The 18194-nt window shown below is 32.5% G+C and carries 16 protein-coding genes and 2 pseudogenes; 3 read left to right on the forward strand and 15 right to left on the reverse strand.

What is annotated here, in order from left to right:
- Window positions 1-174: 174 nt before the first annotated feature.
- From HMPREF3247_RS05555 to murT, 4 genes and pseudogenes are all read right to left on the reverse strand, one after another.
- Window positions 175-588 (reverse strand): hypothetical protein, encoded by a 414-nt coding sequence (locus HMPREF3247_RS05555; RefSeq protein WP_001566709.1) that lies wholly within the window; start codon window positions 586-588, stop codon window positions 175-177.
- Between the two features lie 28 nt (window positions 589-616).
- A pseudogene (locus HMPREF3247_RS05560) lies at window positions 617-728 on the reverse strand (hypothetical protein).
- A gap of 85 nt (window positions 729-813) precedes the next feature.
- Window positions 814-1545 carry a lipid II isoglutaminyl synthase subunit GatD gene (locus HMPREF3247_RS05565; RefSeq protein ID WP_000544966.1) on the reverse strand — a complete coding sequence of 244 codons (732 nt, stop codon included), beginning with the start codon at window positions 1543-1545 and terminating at the stop codon, window positions 814-816.
- A gap of 1 nt (window position 1546) precedes the next feature.
- Window positions 1547-2860, reverse strand: coding sequence for a lipid II isoglutaminyl synthase subunit MurT (gene murT, locus HMPREF3247_RS05570; protein ID WP_001250329.1), 1314 nt, complete (start codon window positions 2858-2860; stop codon window positions 1547-1549).
- Window positions 2861-3151: 291 nt separating this feature from the next.
- On the opposite strand from murT, the gene ftnA reads away from it, so the two are divergent.
- Window positions 3152-3652 (forward strand): H-type ferritin FtnA, encoded by a 501-nt coding sequence (gene ftnA, locus HMPREF3247_RS05575; RefSeq protein WP_000949467.1) that lies wholly within the window; start codon window positions 3152-3154, stop codon window positions 3650-3652.
- Between the two features lie 81 nt (window positions 3653-3733).
- On the opposite strand, the gene HMPREF3247_RS05580 is transcribed toward ftnA, so the two are convergent.
- On the reverse strand, window positions 3734-3826 hold the full coding sequence (locus HMPREF3247_RS05580) for a hypothetical protein (RefSeq protein ID WP_001790679.1): 93 nt from the start codon (window positions 3824-3826) through the stop codon (window positions 3734-3736).
- Between the two features lie 215 nt (window positions 3827-4041).
- On the opposite strand from HMPREF3247_RS05580, the gene HMPREF3247_RS05585 reads away from it, so the two are divergent.
- Window positions 4042-4596, forward strand: coding sequence for a 3'-5' exonuclease (locus HMPREF3247_RS05585; RefSeq protein ID WP_000613738.1), 555 nt, complete (start codon window positions 4042-4044; stop codon window positions 4594-4596).
- Between the two features lie 66 nt (window positions 4597-4662).
- Here HMPREF3247_RS05585 and dinB read toward each other — a convergent pair whose 3' ends face one another.
- The 8 genes and pseudogenes from dinB to gatC form a co-directional block, all read right to left on the reverse strand.
- Entirely contained in the window at window positions 4663-5733 is a 1071-nt protein-coding gene (dinB, locus tag HMPREF3247_RS05590) for a DNA polymerase IV (protein WP_000140176.1), read from the reverse strand.
- Window positions 5734-5979: 246 nt separating this feature from the next.
- Window positions 5980-6510: a DUF3267 domain-containing protein gene (locus HMPREF3247_RS05595; protein WP_000548781.1), complete on the reverse strand. Its 531-nt coding sequence runs from the start codon at window positions 6508-6510 to the stop codon at window positions 5980-5982.
- A gap of 169 nt (window positions 6511-6679) precedes the next feature.
- Window positions 6680-8041, reverse strand: a complete 1362-nt coding sequence (gene rlmD / locus HMPREF3247_RS05600; RefSeq protein WP_001147870.1) for a 23S rRNA (uracil(1939)-C(5))-methyltransferase RlmD — start codon at window positions 8039-8041, stop codon at window positions 6680-6682.
- Window positions 8042-8121: 80 nt separating this feature from the next.
- On the reverse strand, window positions 8122-9069 hold the full coding sequence (locus tag HMPREF3247_RS05605) for a diacylglycerol kinase (RefSeq protein ID WP_001231451.1): 948 nt from the start codon (window positions 9067-9069) through the stop codon (window positions 8122-8124).
- A gap of 525 nt (window positions 9070-9594) precedes the next feature.
- Window positions 9595-9741, reverse strand: a pseudogene (locus tag HMPREF3247_RS05610) (hypothetical protein).
- A 39-nt stretch (window positions 9742-9780) separates the two neighbouring features.
- Entirely contained in the window at window positions 9781-11208 is a 1428-nt protein-coding gene (gene gatB, locus HMPREF3247_RS05615) for an Asp-tRNA(Asn)/Glu-tRNA(Gln) amidotransferase subunit GatB (protein WP_000545370.1), read from the reverse strand.
- A gap of 12 nt (window positions 11209-11220) precedes the next feature.
- Window positions 11221-12678 (reverse strand): Asp-tRNA(Asn)/Glu-tRNA(Gln) amidotransferase subunit GatA, encoded by a 1458-nt coding sequence (gene gatA / locus HMPREF3247_RS05620; protein ID WP_000027917.1) that lies wholly within the window; start codon window positions 12676-12678, stop codon window positions 11221-11223.
- 1 nt (window position 12679) lies between these two features.
- A complete protein-coding gene (gene gatC / locus HMPREF3247_RS05625) occupies window positions 12680-12982 on the reverse strand; it encodes an Asp-tRNA(Asn)/Glu-tRNA(Gln) amidotransferase subunit GatC (RefSeq protein ID WP_000170162.1) in 303 nt (100 codons plus the stop codon).
- A 366-nt stretch (window positions 12983-13348) separates the two neighbouring features.
- Here gatC and putP point away from each other — a divergent pair, with 366 nt between their 5' ends.
- Window positions 13349-14887, forward strand: a complete 1539-nt coding sequence (gene putP, locus HMPREF3247_RS05630) for a sodium/proline symporter PutP (protein WP_000957020.1) — start codon at window positions 13349-13351, stop codon at window positions 14885-14887.
- An 88-nt stretch (window positions 14888-14975) separates the two neighbouring features.
- Here the strand turns inward: putP and HMPREF3247_RS05635 are convergent, their stop codons facing one another.
- Window positions 14976-16175: a CamS family sex pheromone protein gene (locus tag HMPREF3247_RS05635; RefSeq protein WP_000831695.1), complete on the reverse strand. Its 1200-nt coding sequence runs from the start codon at window positions 16173-16175 to the stop codon at window positions 14976-14978.
- A 12-nt stretch (window positions 16176-16187) separates the two neighbouring features.
- Window positions 16188-18191, reverse strand: a complete 2004-nt coding sequence (gene ligA, locus HMPREF3247_RS05640) for an NAD-dependent DNA ligase LigA (protein ID WP_000774559.1) — start codon at window positions 18189-18191, stop codon at window positions 16188-16190.
- Window positions 18192-18194: the final 3 nt, after the last annotated feature.

An 18194-nucleotide genomic window follows, 5' to 3' on the forward strand; every position in this document is an offset into this window, starting at 1 on the left:
ACTTCGTAGAGCATAGAACATTGATTTATGTCCCCGCCTCTTTTTATCGTATATAGCATGTCCCTTTTTAAAATTACAAGCATAAATATTCAGACTCAAATATAGCCACACGCCTAAACTACGGAGGGATGTGGCTGTCTTTTTTGATTGTAATTATCTATCAGATTTAAATCATTAATGTAAAGAGGCTAATTCATTAATAAATTTAGTAAAATCTGATTTAGCAACATTTATCCTTAATGAAATACCAGATTCTGTTGCCATGTTTGAATGCCTTAAACCAGAATCAAAATCAATATAAATACAAAGCAGTTCTTGATTAAAATCAATAATTGTAAAATGTAAATCAGGTTCTATAAAATATATTTCAGTAACAGGATTGTCGTAATCCATATGTTTCAAATTGTCCATGTCACTATCAAAAAGTGCAAATTCAAATTTAACTTCTTGATCTTCGAAAGTTGCACTAGTGTCGAAATAATAAATTTTATTATCTTCTTCGATAACTACATCTTTTAAAATAAATGTTATCGATGTTTTGCTATGTAAATAAGATGCATCTTTTAATATCACTTTAGTAGGCTTCATCGTCAAATTCCTTTCATCATTCATTTTTTCATGTTGCATAATCACCATTACTATTGATAATTCTAGGATAGATACTCATTGTATAATAATTATTCACTAGAACAAAAAAAACACACATCAATTTGGTTGTTTCCATCCAAAATAATGTGTGTGTTTATACATATATGATTTATTACTAAACTTCATCGTTTATCAATATTAAATCCATTGATGCGATTTTCAGAGTTAACGAGATTTCTTCTGTCTATTTGCTCTGTCTATTAATACTTGTTTCGCTTGTATTTCCGCTTCATTATCTATTTCTTTAGGCTCAAACGGAATCCCCTTACGTTCACAAGCTTTTTCTAACAGATAATCAGTGATTTCGTAATTTTTAGGTAAAATTGGTCCGTGTAAATAAGTACCTAATAAATTTTTATAATGAATGCCTTCTTTTTTATCTTCATCATTATTACCATAACCAAAAGTGACATGACCAAGTGTACCGAAATCATGATATGTTCTACCACCGTGATTTTCAAAACCTACAATAGTTCCAAAAGTATCACTTTCGATAATAATATCTCCTGTTAATCGGTTTGTCTTTGATTCAGTATAAAAATCTAAAATACCTAACCCTTCTAATTCTGTACCATCAGGCGTGATATATTTTTTTCCTAAAAATTGATAGCCTCCACAAATTGTTAATCCCGGCATACCATCTTCAATCGCTTCTTTAAGTGGTGTCTTAATTTTACTTAATTCTTTTGTTGCTAATGCTTGTTCTCTATCACTTCCACCACCGATAAAGAAAATATCACATTCATCAAAGGTAATACCTTCTGTTTCATTGATTTCTACGACATTAACTTTAATATTTCGTTTTTTAGCACGTTGTCTTAAAGCAATAATATTTCCTATATCACTGTATAAATTCAATTTATCTGACATAAAATGATAAATAGTCAATTCATGCATATTATGATTGACCTCCTTCAAACGAACGGTTTAATTGTTCAAGCATAGGCGCTAATGATGTATAGTTTGGTATTGCAACTGTGAAACCTTTATAATCCATAGTCTTTGCCGTTGCTTTATAAATATCACGCTCAACTATAATTGGTACTTCAACCTCTGCTAACTTCAATCGCAATTGAAGTTCTTCTGCTCGTGTACCTGTCACGATGATAGCTTCAATTTGTTGCTTAGATAATTTTTCAAAATCTGCATCATAAATCCATGAAGTATCTCGACCATCTGCAGCGTTATCATTTAGCGAAATAACATACACTTTTTCGCCTTCTAATTGTTCACCAACTGATAAACTTGCATTCATTCCTGCAGGGTTTTTAGCTAAATTGATCATCGCTTCTTTTCGTTCTTTTTTAAAGTACTGCATACGACCATTGTCTGATGTATACGTTTCAAAGCCATTTTTAATTGTTTGTTCATTTAACCCAAGCTCTCTTAAAACTGAATATGCTGCTAACGCGTTATAAGCGTTAAAGTCACCTGCAATTTTCATATCATATTTTTCATCATTGATATTTAAATGTAAAAACGGTGCCACATCAAAACTTGATATTTCATATTTTGCTTGCTCTCGTTTGAAACCACACTGACAGTGATAATGACCAATTTGATTATAATGAATATAATCGTATTGCAATAAGCGACCACAGTTTGGACAATATCTACTTTCATTCATCGTACTTTGTTCAAATTCATGGGCATGTGCTTTCATGCCATAGTACACAATCGTATCACTTGCGATTTTCAAACGACTCACAAATGGATCATCAGCATTTAGCAATAATTTGATGCCTTTATTACTAATTGTCTCTGCAATGTTATTAACCATAATATCAATTTCACCGAAGCGATCCATTTGATCTCTAAAGAAATTAGTAAATACCATCATTGAAGGTGTAACTTCTTTTAACACACGTGGAATCGAACCTTCATCAATTTCGATTACCGCAATTTTAGTCTTAGGTGTTGATTGCATGATGAATGCAGAAGTTATACCTGCAGCCATATTAGCACCTTCATTATTGTGTATAATTTGAATATTATTTGCTTTTAAAGTATGTCCAATTAAGTTTGAAGTCGTTGTTTTACCATTTGTTCCACTGATAAATACAATATCATCAACTTGCTCTGCTAATTTTCTTAATATATCTGTATCCACTTTTCTAGCGATTTGTCCAGGTAAATCTGTTCCTCTTTTACCTACTGCTCTACTTGCTTTACGCGCCAATTTCGCTAGATGGATTGCCGTCCACTGTCTCATGTGTTTCCTCCTCAAATTTCCACTCGCATCATTATAACATGACAAGGCAACTTCAAAAAAGTTTCTCAATCACAAATTGATACAGTGTTTCTAAATTACAATCATTCTCATTTAGATAATTAAAAATGATATTTATTCTCAATTAAATATCGCTAAATGATACATTTTCTCAATTAGAGCGCTAAAATAAGGCATTAAATTATAATTATTATTATTTACAATTGAGAATGAGTTTGTTATACTAAGTTTAATTCATAGTAATTTTAATTTACAAATAAGAGGTGTATCAAAATGTTAAGTAAAAATTTATTAGAAGCATTAAATGATCAAATGAACCATGAGTACTTTGCAGCACACGCATATATGGCAATGGCAGCATACTGTGATAAAGAATCGTACGAAGGATTTGCAAACTTCTTCATTCAACAAGCTAAAGAAGAACGTTTCCATGGACAAAAGATTTATAACTATATTAACGACAGAGGTGCACATGCAGAATTCAGAGCAGTTTCAGCACCAAAAATTGACTTTTCAAGCATACTAGAAACTTTCAAAGACAGCTTATCTCAAGAACAAGAAGTAACAAGACGTTTCTATAACTTATCTGAAATCGCTCGTCAAGATAAAGATTATGCAACTATCTCATTCTTAAACTGGTTCTTAGATGAACAAGTCGAAGAAGAATCAATGTTTGAAACTCACATCAATTATTTAACTCGTATCGGCGATGACAGCAATGCATTATATCTTTACGAAAAAGAACTTGGCGCTCGTACATTCGACGAAGAATAATTAAACATCACTACAATAGACAGATAAATATCATACGACATGATAGGCATTTGGGTCACTTACAATAACCCAATGTCTATATTATTTTGCTTTACGGAGATCACTAGATTCATTTTCTGAATCATTGATCTGCGTTTTTTCATTTTCAAGGCTAATTATTGTATTTTTAGTCATTTATTTTTTAAACTACTAATGTTAATAACTCTAAATTTGATGTTGAATTAATTTGACCGATTTTAAAGCATATCATCATTTACTTTTTAATCAGAGTTACATCCAAATGATAGATTTCACGTTATACCTTCACGTATAATATTATGTATCGTTTGTAAGCAAATGACTAAAAGTCTATTAATATATACATTTAATTAATTGAAAGGATTGACTACATGATACAAGATGCGTTTGTTGCACTTGATTTTGAAACAGCAAATGGTAAACGTACAAGTATTTGTTCTGTCGGAATGGTTAAAGTCATTGATAGTCAAATAACAGAAACATTTCATACTCTTGTGAATCCGCAAGACTATTTTTCACAACAAAATATTAAAGTTCATGGCATACAACCAGAAGATGTTGAAAATGCACCTACGTTTGACTACGTATTTCCATATATGATGCAATTTATTGCAGATTTACCTGTTGTCGCACATAACGCGGCATTTGATATGAACGTCTTACATCAAAGCATTCAAAATATTGGTTTACCAACTCCAAATTTAACTTACTTTTGTAGTTATCAACTTGCTAAAAGAACCGTTGATTCGTATCGATACGGTTTAAAACATATGATGGAGTTTTATCAATTAGATTTTCATGGTCATCATGATGCATTGAATGATGCCAAAGCATGCGCAATGATTACTTTTAGGCTACTGAAAAATTATGAAAATTTAACATATGTAACTAATATTTATGGTAAAAATCTAAAAGATAAAGGCTAGGACTAAATAAAATACTCCCTTCAAAGTAAGCATTGTAAAAATGTAAACTTTGCAGGGAGCTTTATTTTATATAAAGTCATATATCGTCATATTTTTATAAGTTGATTGTTCTAAATTACCTACAGTGACACCAATAAGTCGAATTGGTACATCAGGGTCTTTTAAATCGTTATAAAGTAAATATGCAATATTATAAATATCTTCTTCAGAACTAACCGAATCTCTTAAACTCATCTGTTTAGATAGCGTTTCAAATTGATAAGTTTTAATTTTAACCGTTACAGTTTTAGCTGACTTCTGTAATTTATTTAGACGTTCAGCTGTTTTACCTGACAATTCCCATACTTTTCTTAAAATCTCTTCATCATCATTCACGTCTGTTGCAAATGTGCGTTCAGTCCCTACTGATTTTCTTACTCTTGATGATTTCACTTCACTATGGTCAATACCGCGTGCCTTGTTATATAAACCCCGACCTCTTTTTCCAAACAAACGTATTAATTCAAATTCCGTTTTCTCATATAAATCTCTACCGTTAAAAATACCATTATCATGCATTACTTTTTTGGAAGCTTTACCTACGCCTGGAAAATCTCCAATATCCAATGTCATCAAAATATCATGGACATTTTGATAATCAATCACAGTCATACCATCAGGTTTATTCATACCACTCGCTAATTTAGCTAAAAATTTGTTATAAGAAACACCTGCAGATGCTGTTAAATGTGTCTGCTCTAGAATATCTTTTCTAATATACTGAGCAATTTTCGAAGCAGGAAGGTCTGGTCTCACTAATTCTGTAATATCTAAATACGCTTCATCCAATGACATCGGTTCTACCTTATCTGTATAACTTCGGAAAATAGACATAATCTGCGCAGATGTTTCTCGGTAAGCACCAAAATTACTTGTGACAAAGTATCCATTTGGACATAATTTATGCGCTTGTGACATAGGCATTGCTGAATGGACGCCGTATTTTCGTGCTTCATAGGATGCCGTAGAGACAACACCCCTACTGCTTGCTTTACCACCAACAATGACTGGTTTCCCTTTCAATTTGGGGTTATCTCTCATTTCGACTTGTGCAAAAAAATAGTCCATATCTATATGAATAATTCGTCTCTCAGTCAAGTGCTCACCTCCCTACTAATTTTTACTTTTATAACGCACAAAAATATCTCAACATAATTATACGCTGTGTACGATTTTTTTACATAAATCTTGCACTTAGCGATAACTATATTGAGATAACTACAAGTTGTTATAAAATCAATTGCTATTTAAGCATGATGATGAAGACGATTGAGTAAGAAAACATAGGTAATCTGAAATAATTCAAGCAAATTCATTTTGTTGGTATTATCATATTAAAATTTATTATTGAGTCGGCTTTTGATGATACAAATAAATACTATCTTCATCTTGTTGAACATATTTAAAACTACTAGATATTGTTAATGCAACAAGCAGAATATCTATAAAGCAATAAGCGGTATGCATACTAAACATAAAAATAAGTGATGAATAACCAAATACCTTAATTAAAATAAGCAAGCCAGTACTTAATAAGATTAGTGGTGACAGCATAATAATTGAGAATTGCCATTTGTTGAAGCAAGCATCTGCTGTTTGGAATAAGATTCTGTCTTTTTTTATATTAAACATAGGTTTGCTATCTTTTTTAAATAAAAGAAATAATGCTCTATGGATAAGTTCATGTAAAATCAATAAAATAATGAATCCAGCAAACCCATATACAAGATTGATGATGATATTTTGATCGACAACCGCTGTGACACCTAACGCCCACTTATACGTAAATAAAATCACGAATAACGCAATAACAAGTTGCAAGATAATAAACCTTCGCATTTGAAAATTATTTGTCGTTAAATCAATTTTATGCATTACCAACCCTCCCGATCATGACATTCTTATTCTTCTTTAAATATAGTATACAATGTCACATTTAATTTAAAAAGTTCATATCAAGAAAGTAAATTGGCTGTAATAAAATTTTAATATACGACTTCTTTCTTCACTTATTAAGGCGAAATTTTATCTCAAATCATGTGCGCTATTTCAAATTGAATAATGCCACTGTCTCAACATGTGTTGTTTGTGGAAACATATCTACCGGTGTTACCTCTTCAAGTTGATATTTTTCAGCTAATAATAATGCATCACGTTGCTGTGTTGCGGGATTACATGAAATATAGACAATACGCTTAGGTTCTAATGTAAGCAAAGTCTGAATAAACGTTTCGTCACAGCCCTTTCTTGGCGGATCAACCATTACAACATCTGGTTTAATCCCTTGTGCTTTCCATTGTAAAATAACTTCTTCAGCTTTCCCACAGACAAAAGTTGTATTATTGCATTGGTTTATAGTCGCATTTTGTTGTGCGTCTTCAATTGCAGAAGGTACTACTTCAACACCGTATACATGTTTTGCATGTGGTGCCATATATAGCCCTATTGTTCCAATACCACAATAGGTATCTAATACAACTTCATTACCTGTCAATTGCGCATACTCAATTGCTTTATTATATAATTTCTCTGTTTGTTCAGAATTAATTTGGTAGAATGACTGATCACTTATTTTAAATGTACTATCTGTTAATTGATCAATAATTGTATCTTTACCATATAGCGTTATAGATTGACGTCCCATAATAACATTAGAATGGCTATCATTAATGTTTTGTTTAATGCTTGTCACATTAGGAAATGCATCTAATATCTTCTCAACAACAGCATTTTTTTGTGACCACTTTTTACCATTAGTTACAAAAATAATCATCATTTCGTCTGTATGATATCCTGTTCTTACAACCAAATGTCTCATTAAACCTTTTTTCAATTGTTCTTGATAAATACTTACATTTAAATCTTTTAAAATAGATTTAACTTCATTCATCACTTCTTGATGTTGTGAATCTTGTATTAAACAACTTTCCATGTCAATAATGTCATGGCTTCTTTGACGATAAAAGCCCATAATAACTTCATTCTGTTCATTCTTACCAACTGGAATCTGGGACTTGTTTCGATATCTCCAAGGATCTGTCATGCCAACTGTATCGTTAATCTTAGAATTATCAAAATGCGCTTTTCGCTGAAACAAATTAATCACTTGTTCCTTTTTCATTTCAAGTTGCGCTTCGTAAGATAAGTGTTGAAGTTGGCACCCACCACAACGTTCATAATATATACATGGCGGTGCAACACGATTCTCACTTCTCGTATTTATATTAAGCAACTTACCTATCGCAAAGTTCTTTTTTACTTTGATAATTTTATATTCAATTTGTTCATTAATTAAAGCTTGTGGTATGAAAATAGGAAAGCGATCTATTTTTACGACACCATGGCCTTCATGCGTTAAATCAACAACTGTTCCCGTTTTTATGTCATTTTTAGCTATTGCTTGCAAAATTTTACCTCCAAAATGAACAGGTTAGGAACAAAATTATGCGCTTCCTAACCTGCCATTATATATTTCACTATTTCTGTTTATTCTTCGATTAAATTGTCATCAACATGATCATTATTTATTAACTCTTCATTTACAATATCATTAGGTGCAAAGACATCTATATGACGTTCTAGATTTAAGAAATTCGCTGGTAATTTACCACCATATTCTCCATCTACATTTAGTTGTAAGTCTGTGAATGATGAAATATTAATTGCCTTTGCTTTTTCATAAATAACTTTAGGATGCTTAGTATGTTCTCCTCTTGAAGCTAAAGTCATGATATGACCAAGTTCTGCAAGGTTTGATTTTTCAACTATAATTAACGTAAAATAGCCGTCATCTAACTTAGCGTCCGGCACTAATTTTTCAAATCCTGCCATTGAATTTGTTAAACCTAAAAAGAATAATAATGCTTCTCCTTGGAAAACATTACCATCATATTCAATTCTTAAATCTACAGCTTTCATTTGAGGTAACATTTCGAAACCTTTGATGTAATAAGCAAATGGACCAACAATAGATTTCAATTTACTCGGTGTTTCATAAGAGACTTGCGTCAATTGTCCGCCTGCAGCTAAATTAATAAAGTATCGATTATTCATTTTACCAATATCTACTTTAGTAGAATGACCTTCAATGATGACATCAAGTGCCCCCATGATGTCATTAGGTATATGCAATGCACGTCCAAAGTCATTAACAGTACCCATAGGAATGACACCTAGCTTAGGACGATTAGGCTTTTCTGCGATACCATTAACTACTTCATTTAATGTTCCATCACCACCTGCAGCGATTAATACATCATAATTTTCATGCATAGCTCTTTCTGCTTCAAGTGTGGCATCACCTATTTTCTCGGTTGCATATGCACTCGTTTCATATCCCGCTTTTTCTAATTTTATTAAGGCATCAGGTAATTCTCTTTTAAATAGCTCTTTACCTGATGTCGGGTTATAAATGATTCTAGCACGTTTCCTCATATCTTATCCCTCTACTTAAAATTCATATATTTTAACTTCATCTTTGTTTCGTCTAATAGGGAGTGGGACAGAAATAATATTTAACAAAATTTATTTCGTTCTACCCCAACTTGCATTGTCTGTAGAATTTCCTTTCGAAATTCTCTTTGTTTGGGGCCCCACCCCAACTTGCACATTATTGTAAGCTGACAGAAAGTCAGCTTCTATGTTGGGGCCCCACTAGAATTGAAAAAAGCTTGTTACAAGCGTATTTTCTTTCAGTCAACTACTGCCAATATAACATTGTAGTGCCTAGGACATTGAATTTATGACCCAGGCTCAGTCTTATTTCATCATTCTTAATATCGTTAAAGACCAACTTGTATCTTAAACAAATACTATCTCAATATGTACAAAGCTTGTTATTTATTCAGCATTTTTTGCCGTTCTTCATTATATAGACTTCGTCAGTTATGCTATTTTACCTTTAAAATGATGTTGTAAATATAATGTTGTCTTTATACAAAAATGTTTTATACCTTTTTATTATACAGTTTGCCTTAATATAATTAAAGCTAACGCATTAATAAAATTAATATTTTTACCATTAACATGTACAATGAATTAAGTTAAAAGTAATATGGCTTCTATTGATATAAATAAACCCTCGATTGCATCTAAGTCAGCAATCAAGGGTTTATTTTTTAAATCTTCATAGTTTGATGATTTAAATTATCTTTTATCTAATTCTTGTTTTAATAGTTGATTTACTAATTGTGGATTAGCTTGACCTTTAGACGCTTTCATAATTTGACCAACTAAGAAGCCCATAGCTTTGCCTTTACCATTTTTGTAATCTTCAACTGATTGTTCGTTATTGTCTAATGCTTCATTTACAAATTTTAGAAGTGTTGCTTCATCAGAAATTTGAACTAAGCCATTATCTTCCATAATCTGTTTAGCATTACCACCTTTAGCTGCTAACTCTGGGAAGACTTTCTTCGCAATTTTACTGCTCATTGTTCCGTCTTCGATAAGTTTAATCATACCTGCTAAATTTTCTGGTGTTAATTTAGTATCTAATAATTCTACTTGATTTTTATTTAAATATTCGTTTACGCCACCCATTAACCAGTTAGATGTTAATTTAACATCTGCACCGTGTTCAATTGTTGATTCAAAGAAATCTGACATTTCTTTAGTCAATGTTAATACGTGTGCATCGTATGCAGGTAAACCTAATTCATTTACATACTTAGCTTTACGTTCATCTGGTAATTCAGGAATTGTCTGACGAACACGCTCTTTCCAAGCATCATCAATATATAAAGGTACAATGTCAGGCTCTGGGAAGTAACGGTAATCATCAGAACCTTCTTTAACACGCATTAAAATTGTTTTACCTGTAGATTCATCAAATCGACGTGTTTCTTGTCCGATTTCTCCACCATTTAACAATTCTTCTTCTTGGCGTTTTTCTTCATATTCTAAACCTTTACGTACATAGTTAAATGAGTTTAAGTTTTTCAATTCGGCTTTAGTACCAAATTTTTCTTGACCATATGGACGTAAAGAGATGTTAGCATCACAACGTAAAGATCCCTCTTCCATCTTAACGTCTGATACACCAGTGTATTGAATAATTGAACGCAATTTTTCTAAATATGCATATGCTTCTTTAGGTGAACGAATATCTGGTTCAGATACGATTTCAATTAGCGGTGTACCTTGACGGTTCAAGTCAACTAATGAATACTCACCTTTATGTGTTGACTTACCAGCATCTTCTTCCATGTGAAGACGAGTAATACCGATTCGTTTTGTTTCACCGTCGACTTCGATATCGATATATCCATTTTCACCAATTGGTTGATCAAATTGAGAAATTTGATATGCTTTTGGATTATCTGGATAGAAATAGTTCTTACGGTCAAACTTAGATTCTGTTGCGATTTCCATATTTAGTGCCATTGCAGCACGCATTGCCCAGTCTACTGCACGCTTATTAACAACTGGTAAGACACCTGGATATGCTAAGTCGATAACATTTGTATTTGAGTTAGGTTCTGCTCCAAAATGCGCTGGTGATGGAGAAAACATTTTTGAGTCCGTTTTTAACTCTACGTGAACTTCAAGTCCTATAACTGTTTCAAAATGCATGATTTCCACTCCTTATAATTTTTCATAAACGTCATGTAAATTGTATTGTGTTTCATATTGATAAGCGACACGATATAACGTTTTTTCATCGAATGGTTTACCAATGAACTGTAAACCGATTGGTCGGCCATTTGATTGTCCACAAGGAACAGAAATACCAGGTAATCCAGCTAAGTTTACTGGTGTTGTTAATAAATCATTGGCATACATTGTTAATGGATCATCAATTTCTTCACCTAAATTAAACGCAGTTGTAGGCGCTGTTGGACCAACTACTACATCATAATTTTCGAATACTTTATCAAAGTCATTTTTAATCAATGTTCTAACTTTTTGAGATTTTTTATAGTAAGCATCATAGTAACCTGAACTTAATGCAAATGTACCTAAGAAAATACGACGTTTTACTTCTTTACCGAAACCTTCAGATCTTGACATTTTATATAATTCTTCTAATGAATGAGCTTCTTTAGAATGATAACCATAACGAATTCCGTCAAAACGAGAAAGGTTTGACGAAGCTTCTGATGATGCAATCACGTAATATGATGGAATACCAAATTTAGTATTTGGCAATGATACTTCCTCAACGACAGCACCTAAAGATTTTAAAGTTTCTACAGCGTTTTGAACTGCTTCTTTTACGTCATCAGCTACACCTTCACCTAAGTATTCTTTAGGTAATGCAACTTTTAATCCTTTAATATCTTTACCAATTTCAGATGTAAAGTCTACATCATCAACTGGTGCACTTGTAGAGTCATTAACATCTGCACCAGAAATAGCTTCTAATACGATTGCATTATCTTTTACATTTCGAGTCAATGGACCAATTTGGTCTAATGAAGATGCAAAAGCAACTAATCCAAATCGAGATACACGACCGTATGTTGGTTTCATACCGACAACGCCACAATATGCAGCCGGTTGTCTAATTGAACCACCTGTGTCTGAACCTAAGCTAAATGGTACTAAGCCAGCTGCAACTGCTGCTGCAGATCCACCTGATGAACCACCTGGTACTGCTTTATGGTCAAATGGGTTAACTGTTTTTTTGAAATAAGATGTTTCTGTTGAACCACCCATTGCAAACTCATCCATATTTAATTTACCGATTAAAACGGCATTCTCTTTATGTAGTTTTTCCATTACAGTAGATTCGTAAATTGGCACAAAACCTTCTAACATTTTACTTGCACATGTTGTTTCTAATCCGTTTGTAATAATGTTATCTTTTATACCCATTGGAATACCAAATAATTTGCCATCCATTTGATCTTTTGCTTGTAATTCATCCAATTCTTGCGCTTTTTTGATTGCATTTTCTTTATCCAGCGCTAGAAAAGACTTAATTGTTGGATCAGTCTCTTCAATTGCATCATATATATCTTTAACAACATCAGATGGTTTGATTTTTTTGTCTTTTATTAAAGTTAATAAATTCTCAACCGATTCGTAGCGAATGCTCATCTTACGCGTCCTCCTCATTCATGATTGTAGGCACTTTAAATTGTCCATCTTCTGTTTCTTTGGCATTTTTCAAAGCTAATTCTTGCGGAATACCTTTAATTGCTTTATCTTCACGTAAAACGTTTTGTAAATCTAAAACGTGATATGTAGGTTCAACGCCTTCTGTATCAGCGCTATCATTTTGTTTTGCAAAATCTAAAATGCTTTCTAATGTGTTGGCCATTTCTTCCGTTTCTTCAGGAGAAATTTGAAGTCTTGCAAGATTCGCGATATGCTCAACTTCTTCACGTGTTACTTTTGTCATTAATAAAAGCCTCCTTTAAGTCATTCATCACTAAATTGTATCAAATTTCCAATTAAAAATCTAAGTATTTATGAGGTGCTACTTTAATTTCATATAAACTGTATAAACATTATCATTCGTTTATCAAATCATTTTTTATGAAAACAACACTCTTTTAATATTAGACAACCCAATTCAATATTATGATTATGCAATTTTAATTATAAAAATTTGCTCATATCCAAAAAATACGAAAGCGCTTTCTATATTGGTATGCAAGTATTTCAAAAAGAATAAATTTAATTTTCCTACTTTTCTAAACATTTATCTTTATGTATAATGTTTTCAAGTAACTAAATTATAAATTAAATAAAGGGAGTGTTTATCATGCTTACAATGGGGACAGCATTAAGTCAACAAGTAGATGCCAATTGGCAAACTTATATTATGATTGCCGTCTACTTCTTGATACTAATCGTTATTGGCTTTTACGGTTACAAGCAAGCAACTGGTAACCTAAGCGAGTACATGTTAGGTGGACGTAGTATTGGACCGTATATTACTGCATTATCAGCTGGAGCTTCAGATATGAGTGGATGGATGATTATGGGGCTACCTGGTTCTGTCTATAGCACTGGTCTATCAGCTATGTGGATTACAATCGGTTTAACATTAGGTGCTTATATAAATTACTTTGTTGTTGCTCCTAGACTTCGTGTTTATACCGAATTAGCTGGAGATGCAATTACATTACCAGATTTCTTTAAAAATCGTTTAAACGATAAAAATAATGTGTTAAAGATTATTTCTGGATTGATTATCGTAGTATTCTTTACATTATATACACATTCTGGTTTCGTATCTGGTGGTAAACTATTTGAAAGTGCTTTTGGATTAGATTATCATTTCGGTTTAATATTAGTTGCTTTCATTGTCATTTTCTATACTTTCTTTGGTGGATATTTAGCTGTATCAATTACAGATTTCTTCCAAGGTGTCATTATGTTAATTGCGATGGTTATGGTCCCTATTGTTGCTATGATGAATTTAAACGGCTGGGGAACGTTTCATGATGTAGCAGCTATGAAACCTACAAATTTAAATTTATTTAAAGGGTTATCATTTATAGGAATTATCTCTCTATTTTCATGGGGATTAGGTTATTTCGGTCAACCTCATATCATTGTAAGGTTTATGTCTATTAAATCACACAAGATGCTACCTAAAGCTAGACGTTTAGGTATTAGCTGGATGGCTGTTGGTTTATTAGGCGCTGTGGCTGTTGGTTTAACAGGTATTGCATTCGTACCTGCTTATCATATTAAACTAGAAGATCCTGAGACATTATTCATCGTGATGAGTCAAGTGCTCTTCCATCCTCTTGTAGGTGGTTTCTTACTTGCTGCGATTCTAGCTGCAATTATGAGCACGATTTCTTCACAATTACTTGTAACATCTAGTTCACTAACGGAAGACTTTTATAAATTAATTCGTGGTGAAGAAAAAGCTAAAACGCACCAAAAAGAATTTGTTATGATTGGAAGATTATCTGTATTAGTTGTAGCAATTGTTGCCATCGCGATTGCATGGAATCCAAACGACACAATTCTAAACTTAGTAGGTAACGCTTGGGCCGGATTTGGTGCATCGTTCAGTCCACTTGTGCTATTTGCACTTTACTGGAAAGGTTTGACACGTGCCGGTGCTGTAAGTGGAATGGTTTCAGGTGCCTTAGTCGTTATCGTTTGGATTGCGTGGATTAAACCATTGGCACATATCAACGAAATATTCGGCTTATATGAAATTATTCCTGGATTTATTGTAAGTGTAATCGTTACATATGTTGTAAGTAAACTTACTAAAAAACCTGGTGCATTTGTTGAAACTGACTTAAACAAAGTTCGTGACATCGTTAGAGAAAAATAATTCATAAGTCTTAACAAATTAAAAAGGTACTAATGTTAATCAAAATTATGGCTAACATTGGTACCTTTTTATTATCTTTAATTTACAATTAATTACTGTAAATATGAACTTGCGGTTCTTTGTCATCTTTTGTCTTACTAATTAAAGCACGTGGTTGGTTACCATCTTTAATACGAATTTCATAGTTATCGATTTTATCGAAATATTTATTCGCTTGTTCAGTAACGTACTGTGTAATACCAATTGTTTCAGCTTGTCCATAGTAATCGATTGGTAAATCTACTACTAATCGTTGTGGCTTTTTATCAACAAATTTAACTTTCCCTACTGCTTGTGTGAAATTAGAAAAATATGATTGCAAATTATCATTAAATTGCTTGAAATTATTATTTAAATTTTCATCATAATCTGCTGCTGTTGAAGAAGGTAATAAAGCTGATTTTTCATTGATATTATGCCATTCATTAAGCTTTGTTTGACTCTTTTCTGCAGTCGCTTGAGTGATAAACTCACCTGGTGTGATTGAATCTTCACTTGATTGCTTATAAATTGCAAAATGAATTGGTATATCTTTTAAATCATCATTTTCACGTAACCTTGATAATATCTCACTAGCCATTTGTTTACCTTGCTTTTTAACTTCGCTATCATCTAGTTTTTTACTAAAAGTCGGTCCATCTTTTTCTTTTTTATAGTAATAAACACTATTCATAGCTAAACCAATCGTCATACCTTTAATATTCTTACCTTTTGTATCTCCACCACCATAAAAATCTTGCTCTAAAATGTTAGATAAATAGGCTGGTGATTTTTCTGCAATCTTTTCAGGATCTGTTTCACCTTCGTGTGATGGATTAAGTCCTAAATTTTCATTCGCTTTCTTGTCTTTTTTATCTTTTTCAGACATCTTATCGATTTCACGTTTTGTATACTTAGGATTTAAATAGGCATTAATTGTTTTCTTGTCCAAAAATTGACCATCTTGATACAAATATTTATCTGTTGGAAATACTTCTTTACTTAAGTTCAATAAACCATCTTCAAAGTCGCCGCCATTATAACTATTTGCCATGTTATCTTGTAAAAGTCCTCTTGCCTGGCTTTCTTTAAATGGTAACAATGTACGATAGTTATCACCTTGTACATTTTTATCCGTAGCAATTTCTTTTACTTGATTTGAACTATTGTTATGTTTTTGATTATCTTTTCCAGCCTGGTCATCCTTATGGTTACCACAAGCAGCGAGTATAAAGATAGCTGTAATCAATAATACTAATGTACGCTTCATCGACATACCCCTCTAACTATTTAATTCATTTTGCTTATCTACAAATTGTTGCTCTGTCCAAATTTCAATACCTAAACTTTGTGCTTTTGTTAATTTTGAACCTGCATCTTCACCAGCAATAACGACATCTGTATTTTTAGTAACGCTACTTGTAACTTTAGCACCTTGTGATGCAAGCCATTTAGATGCTTCATTGCGTGTCATTTGATGTAGCTTACCAGTCAGTACTATCGTTTTACCACTAAATTCAGGATGTCCTTCAATATCTGATGTTTTGATACCTTTATAAATCATATTAACATGTTTATCTTTTAATTTTTGAATTAAAGCACGAATATCTTCATTTTCTAAATAAGTAACTACAGATTGTGCTACTTTATCACCTATATCATGAATTTCTACTAATTCCGCTTCAGTTACCGTTAGTAATCGATCTATCGTTTCATATTTTTCTGCTAACACTTGGCTCGCTTTAACACCTAAATGCCTAATACCTAGACCAAATAATAAATTTTCTAAAGAGTTGTCCTTAGCTTGTTGAATGGCAGCTAATAAATTATCAACTTTTTTTTGCCCCATTCTATCTAAAGGTAATAAATCTTCTTCTGTTAAATAGAAAATATCAGCAACATCTTTAATTAATTCGCTTTGATAAAGCTGTTGAATAATTTTAGTGCCTAAACCATCAATATTCATGGCTTGTCTTGATACAAAGTGAATTAATCCTTCAACAAGTTGTGCTTGGCATTTTGGATTAATGCAACGAAGTGCTACTTCGCCTTCAATACGTACTAATTCATGTCCACAACTTGGACAATGGGTTGGCATATGATATGTGACAGCATCCTCAGGTCTACGTTCTGGAATACTACGTACAACTTCAGGTATGATGTCACCTGCTTTTTTCACTACAACACTATCACCAATTCGAATATCTCTGTCATGAATTAAATCCTCATTGTGCAAAGATGCTCTTGATACAGTTGTACCAGCTACTTTTACTGGTTCTAAAATAGCAGTAGGTGTGACTACACCTGTTCGTCCAATACTTAATTCAATATCTAATAATTTAGTTACTACTTCCTCAGCTGGAAATTTATAAGCAATGGCCCATCTAGGAGATTTTTGTGTGAATCCCATCTCATCCTGTTGATCTAAATCATTAACCTTAATAACAATCCCATCAATATCATAAGGTAATGACTCTCTTTGGCTTGTCCATTTTTCAATATACTCTAAAACACCATCGATATTATTTACACGCGCTCTATTTTTATTCGTTGTAAAACCTAATTTATCTAACTCATCTAATGCTTCACTTTGCGAACGCGCATTGAAATCAGTGAAATCATTGACACTATATATAAATACGCTTAGCTTTCGTTTTGCCGTTAATTTAGAATCTAACTGTCTTAATGATCCCGCAGCAGCGTTTCTTGGATTTGCAAATAACTGCTCATCATTTTTTTCTTTTTCTTCATTTAATCGTAAAAATGAACGTCTCGGCATATATGCTTCACCACGAACTTCTACATTTAATGGTTCTTTCATTTTCAAAGGTATCGCATGAATCGTTTTTAAATTTTCGGTAATATCTTCACCTGTTGTTCCATCACCACGTGTTAAACCTTGAACGAAGTATCCATCAACATATTTCAATGATACTGCTAAGCCATCAATTTTTAATTCGCACATATATTCAAAGTTGCCAATTTGTTCACGTATGCGTTGGTCGAATTTTCTCAAATCATCCTCATTAAATGCATTCCCTAAACTTAACATTGGCGTGTCATGGTTGACTTTATTGAAAGAGGCTTGGGCTTCACCGCCAACTCTAACTGTTGGAGAATCTACAGTCTTATACTCAGGATGCTCCTCTTCTATTTTAATCAGTTCATGAAGTAATTTGTCATATTCACTATCTGGTACAGATGGATTATCCTCTACATAGTATTCATAACTGTATTGATTTAATAAATCATGTAACTCGTTCACACGAGACGATAAATCAGCCATCCC

This window comes from Staphylococcus sp. HMSC36A10 (genome assembly GCF_001838845.1).
GTDB classification, from domain to species: Bacteria; Bacillota; Bacilli; order Staphylococcales; family Staphylococcaceae; genus Staphylococcus; species Staphylococcus aureus.

Bases quoted from the DNA above. Each gene is read 5' to 3' on its own strand.
- HMPREF3247_RS05555 (WP_001566709.1), bottom strand. From the start codon at position 588: ATGAAGCCTACTAAAGTGATATTAAAAGATGCATCTTATTTACATAGC.
- HMPREF3247_RS05565 (WP_000544966.1), bottom strand. From the start codon at position 1,545: ATGCATGAATTGACTATTTATCATTTTATGTCAGATAAATTGAATTTA.
- murT (WP_001250329.1), bottom strand. From the start codon at position 2,860: ATGAGACAGTGGACGGCAATCCATCTAGCGAAATTGGCGCGTAAAGCA.
- ftnA (WP_000949467.1), top strand. From the start codon at position 3,152: ATGTTAAGTAAAAATTTATTAGAAGCATTAAATGATCAAATGAACCAT.
- HMPREF3247_RS05580 (WP_001790679.1), bottom strand. From the start codon at position 3,826: ATGACTAAAAATACAATAATTAGCCTTGAAAATGAAAAAACGCAGATC.
- HMPREF3247_RS05585 (WP_000613738.1), top strand. From the start codon at position 4,042: ATGATACAAGATGCGTTTGTTGCACTTGATTTTGAAACAGCAAATGGT.
- HMPREF3247_RS05595 (WP_000548781.1), bottom strand. From the start codon at position 6,510: ATGCATAAAATTGATTTAACGACAAATAATTTTCAAATGCGAAGGTTT.
- HMPREF3247_RS05605 (WP_001231451.1), bottom strand. From the start codon at position 9,069: ATGAGGAAACGTGCTAGAATCATTTATAACCCGACATCAGGTAAAGAG.
- gatB (WP_000545370.1), bottom strand. From the start codon at position 11,208: ATGCATTTTGAAACAGTTATAGGACTTGAAGTTCACGTAGAGTTAAAA.
- gatA (WP_000027917.1), bottom strand. From the start codon at position 12,678: ATGAGCATTCGCTACGAATCGGTTGAGAATTTATTAACTTTAATAAAA.
- gatC (WP_000170162.1), bottom strand. From the start codon at position 12,982: ATGACAAAAGTAACACGTGAAGAAGTTGAGCATATCGCGAATCTTGCA.
- putP (WP_000957020.1), top strand. From the start codon at position 13,349: ATGCTTACAATGGGGACAGCATTAAGTCAACAAGTAGATGCCAATTGG.
- HMPREF3247_RS05635 (WP_000831695.1), bottom strand. From the start codon at position 16,175: ATGAAGCGTACATTAGTATTATTGATTACAGCTATCTTTATACTCGCT.
- ligA (WP_000774559.1), bottom strand. From the start codon at position 18,191: ATGGCTGATTTATCGTCTCGTGTGAACGAGTTACATGATTTATTAAAT.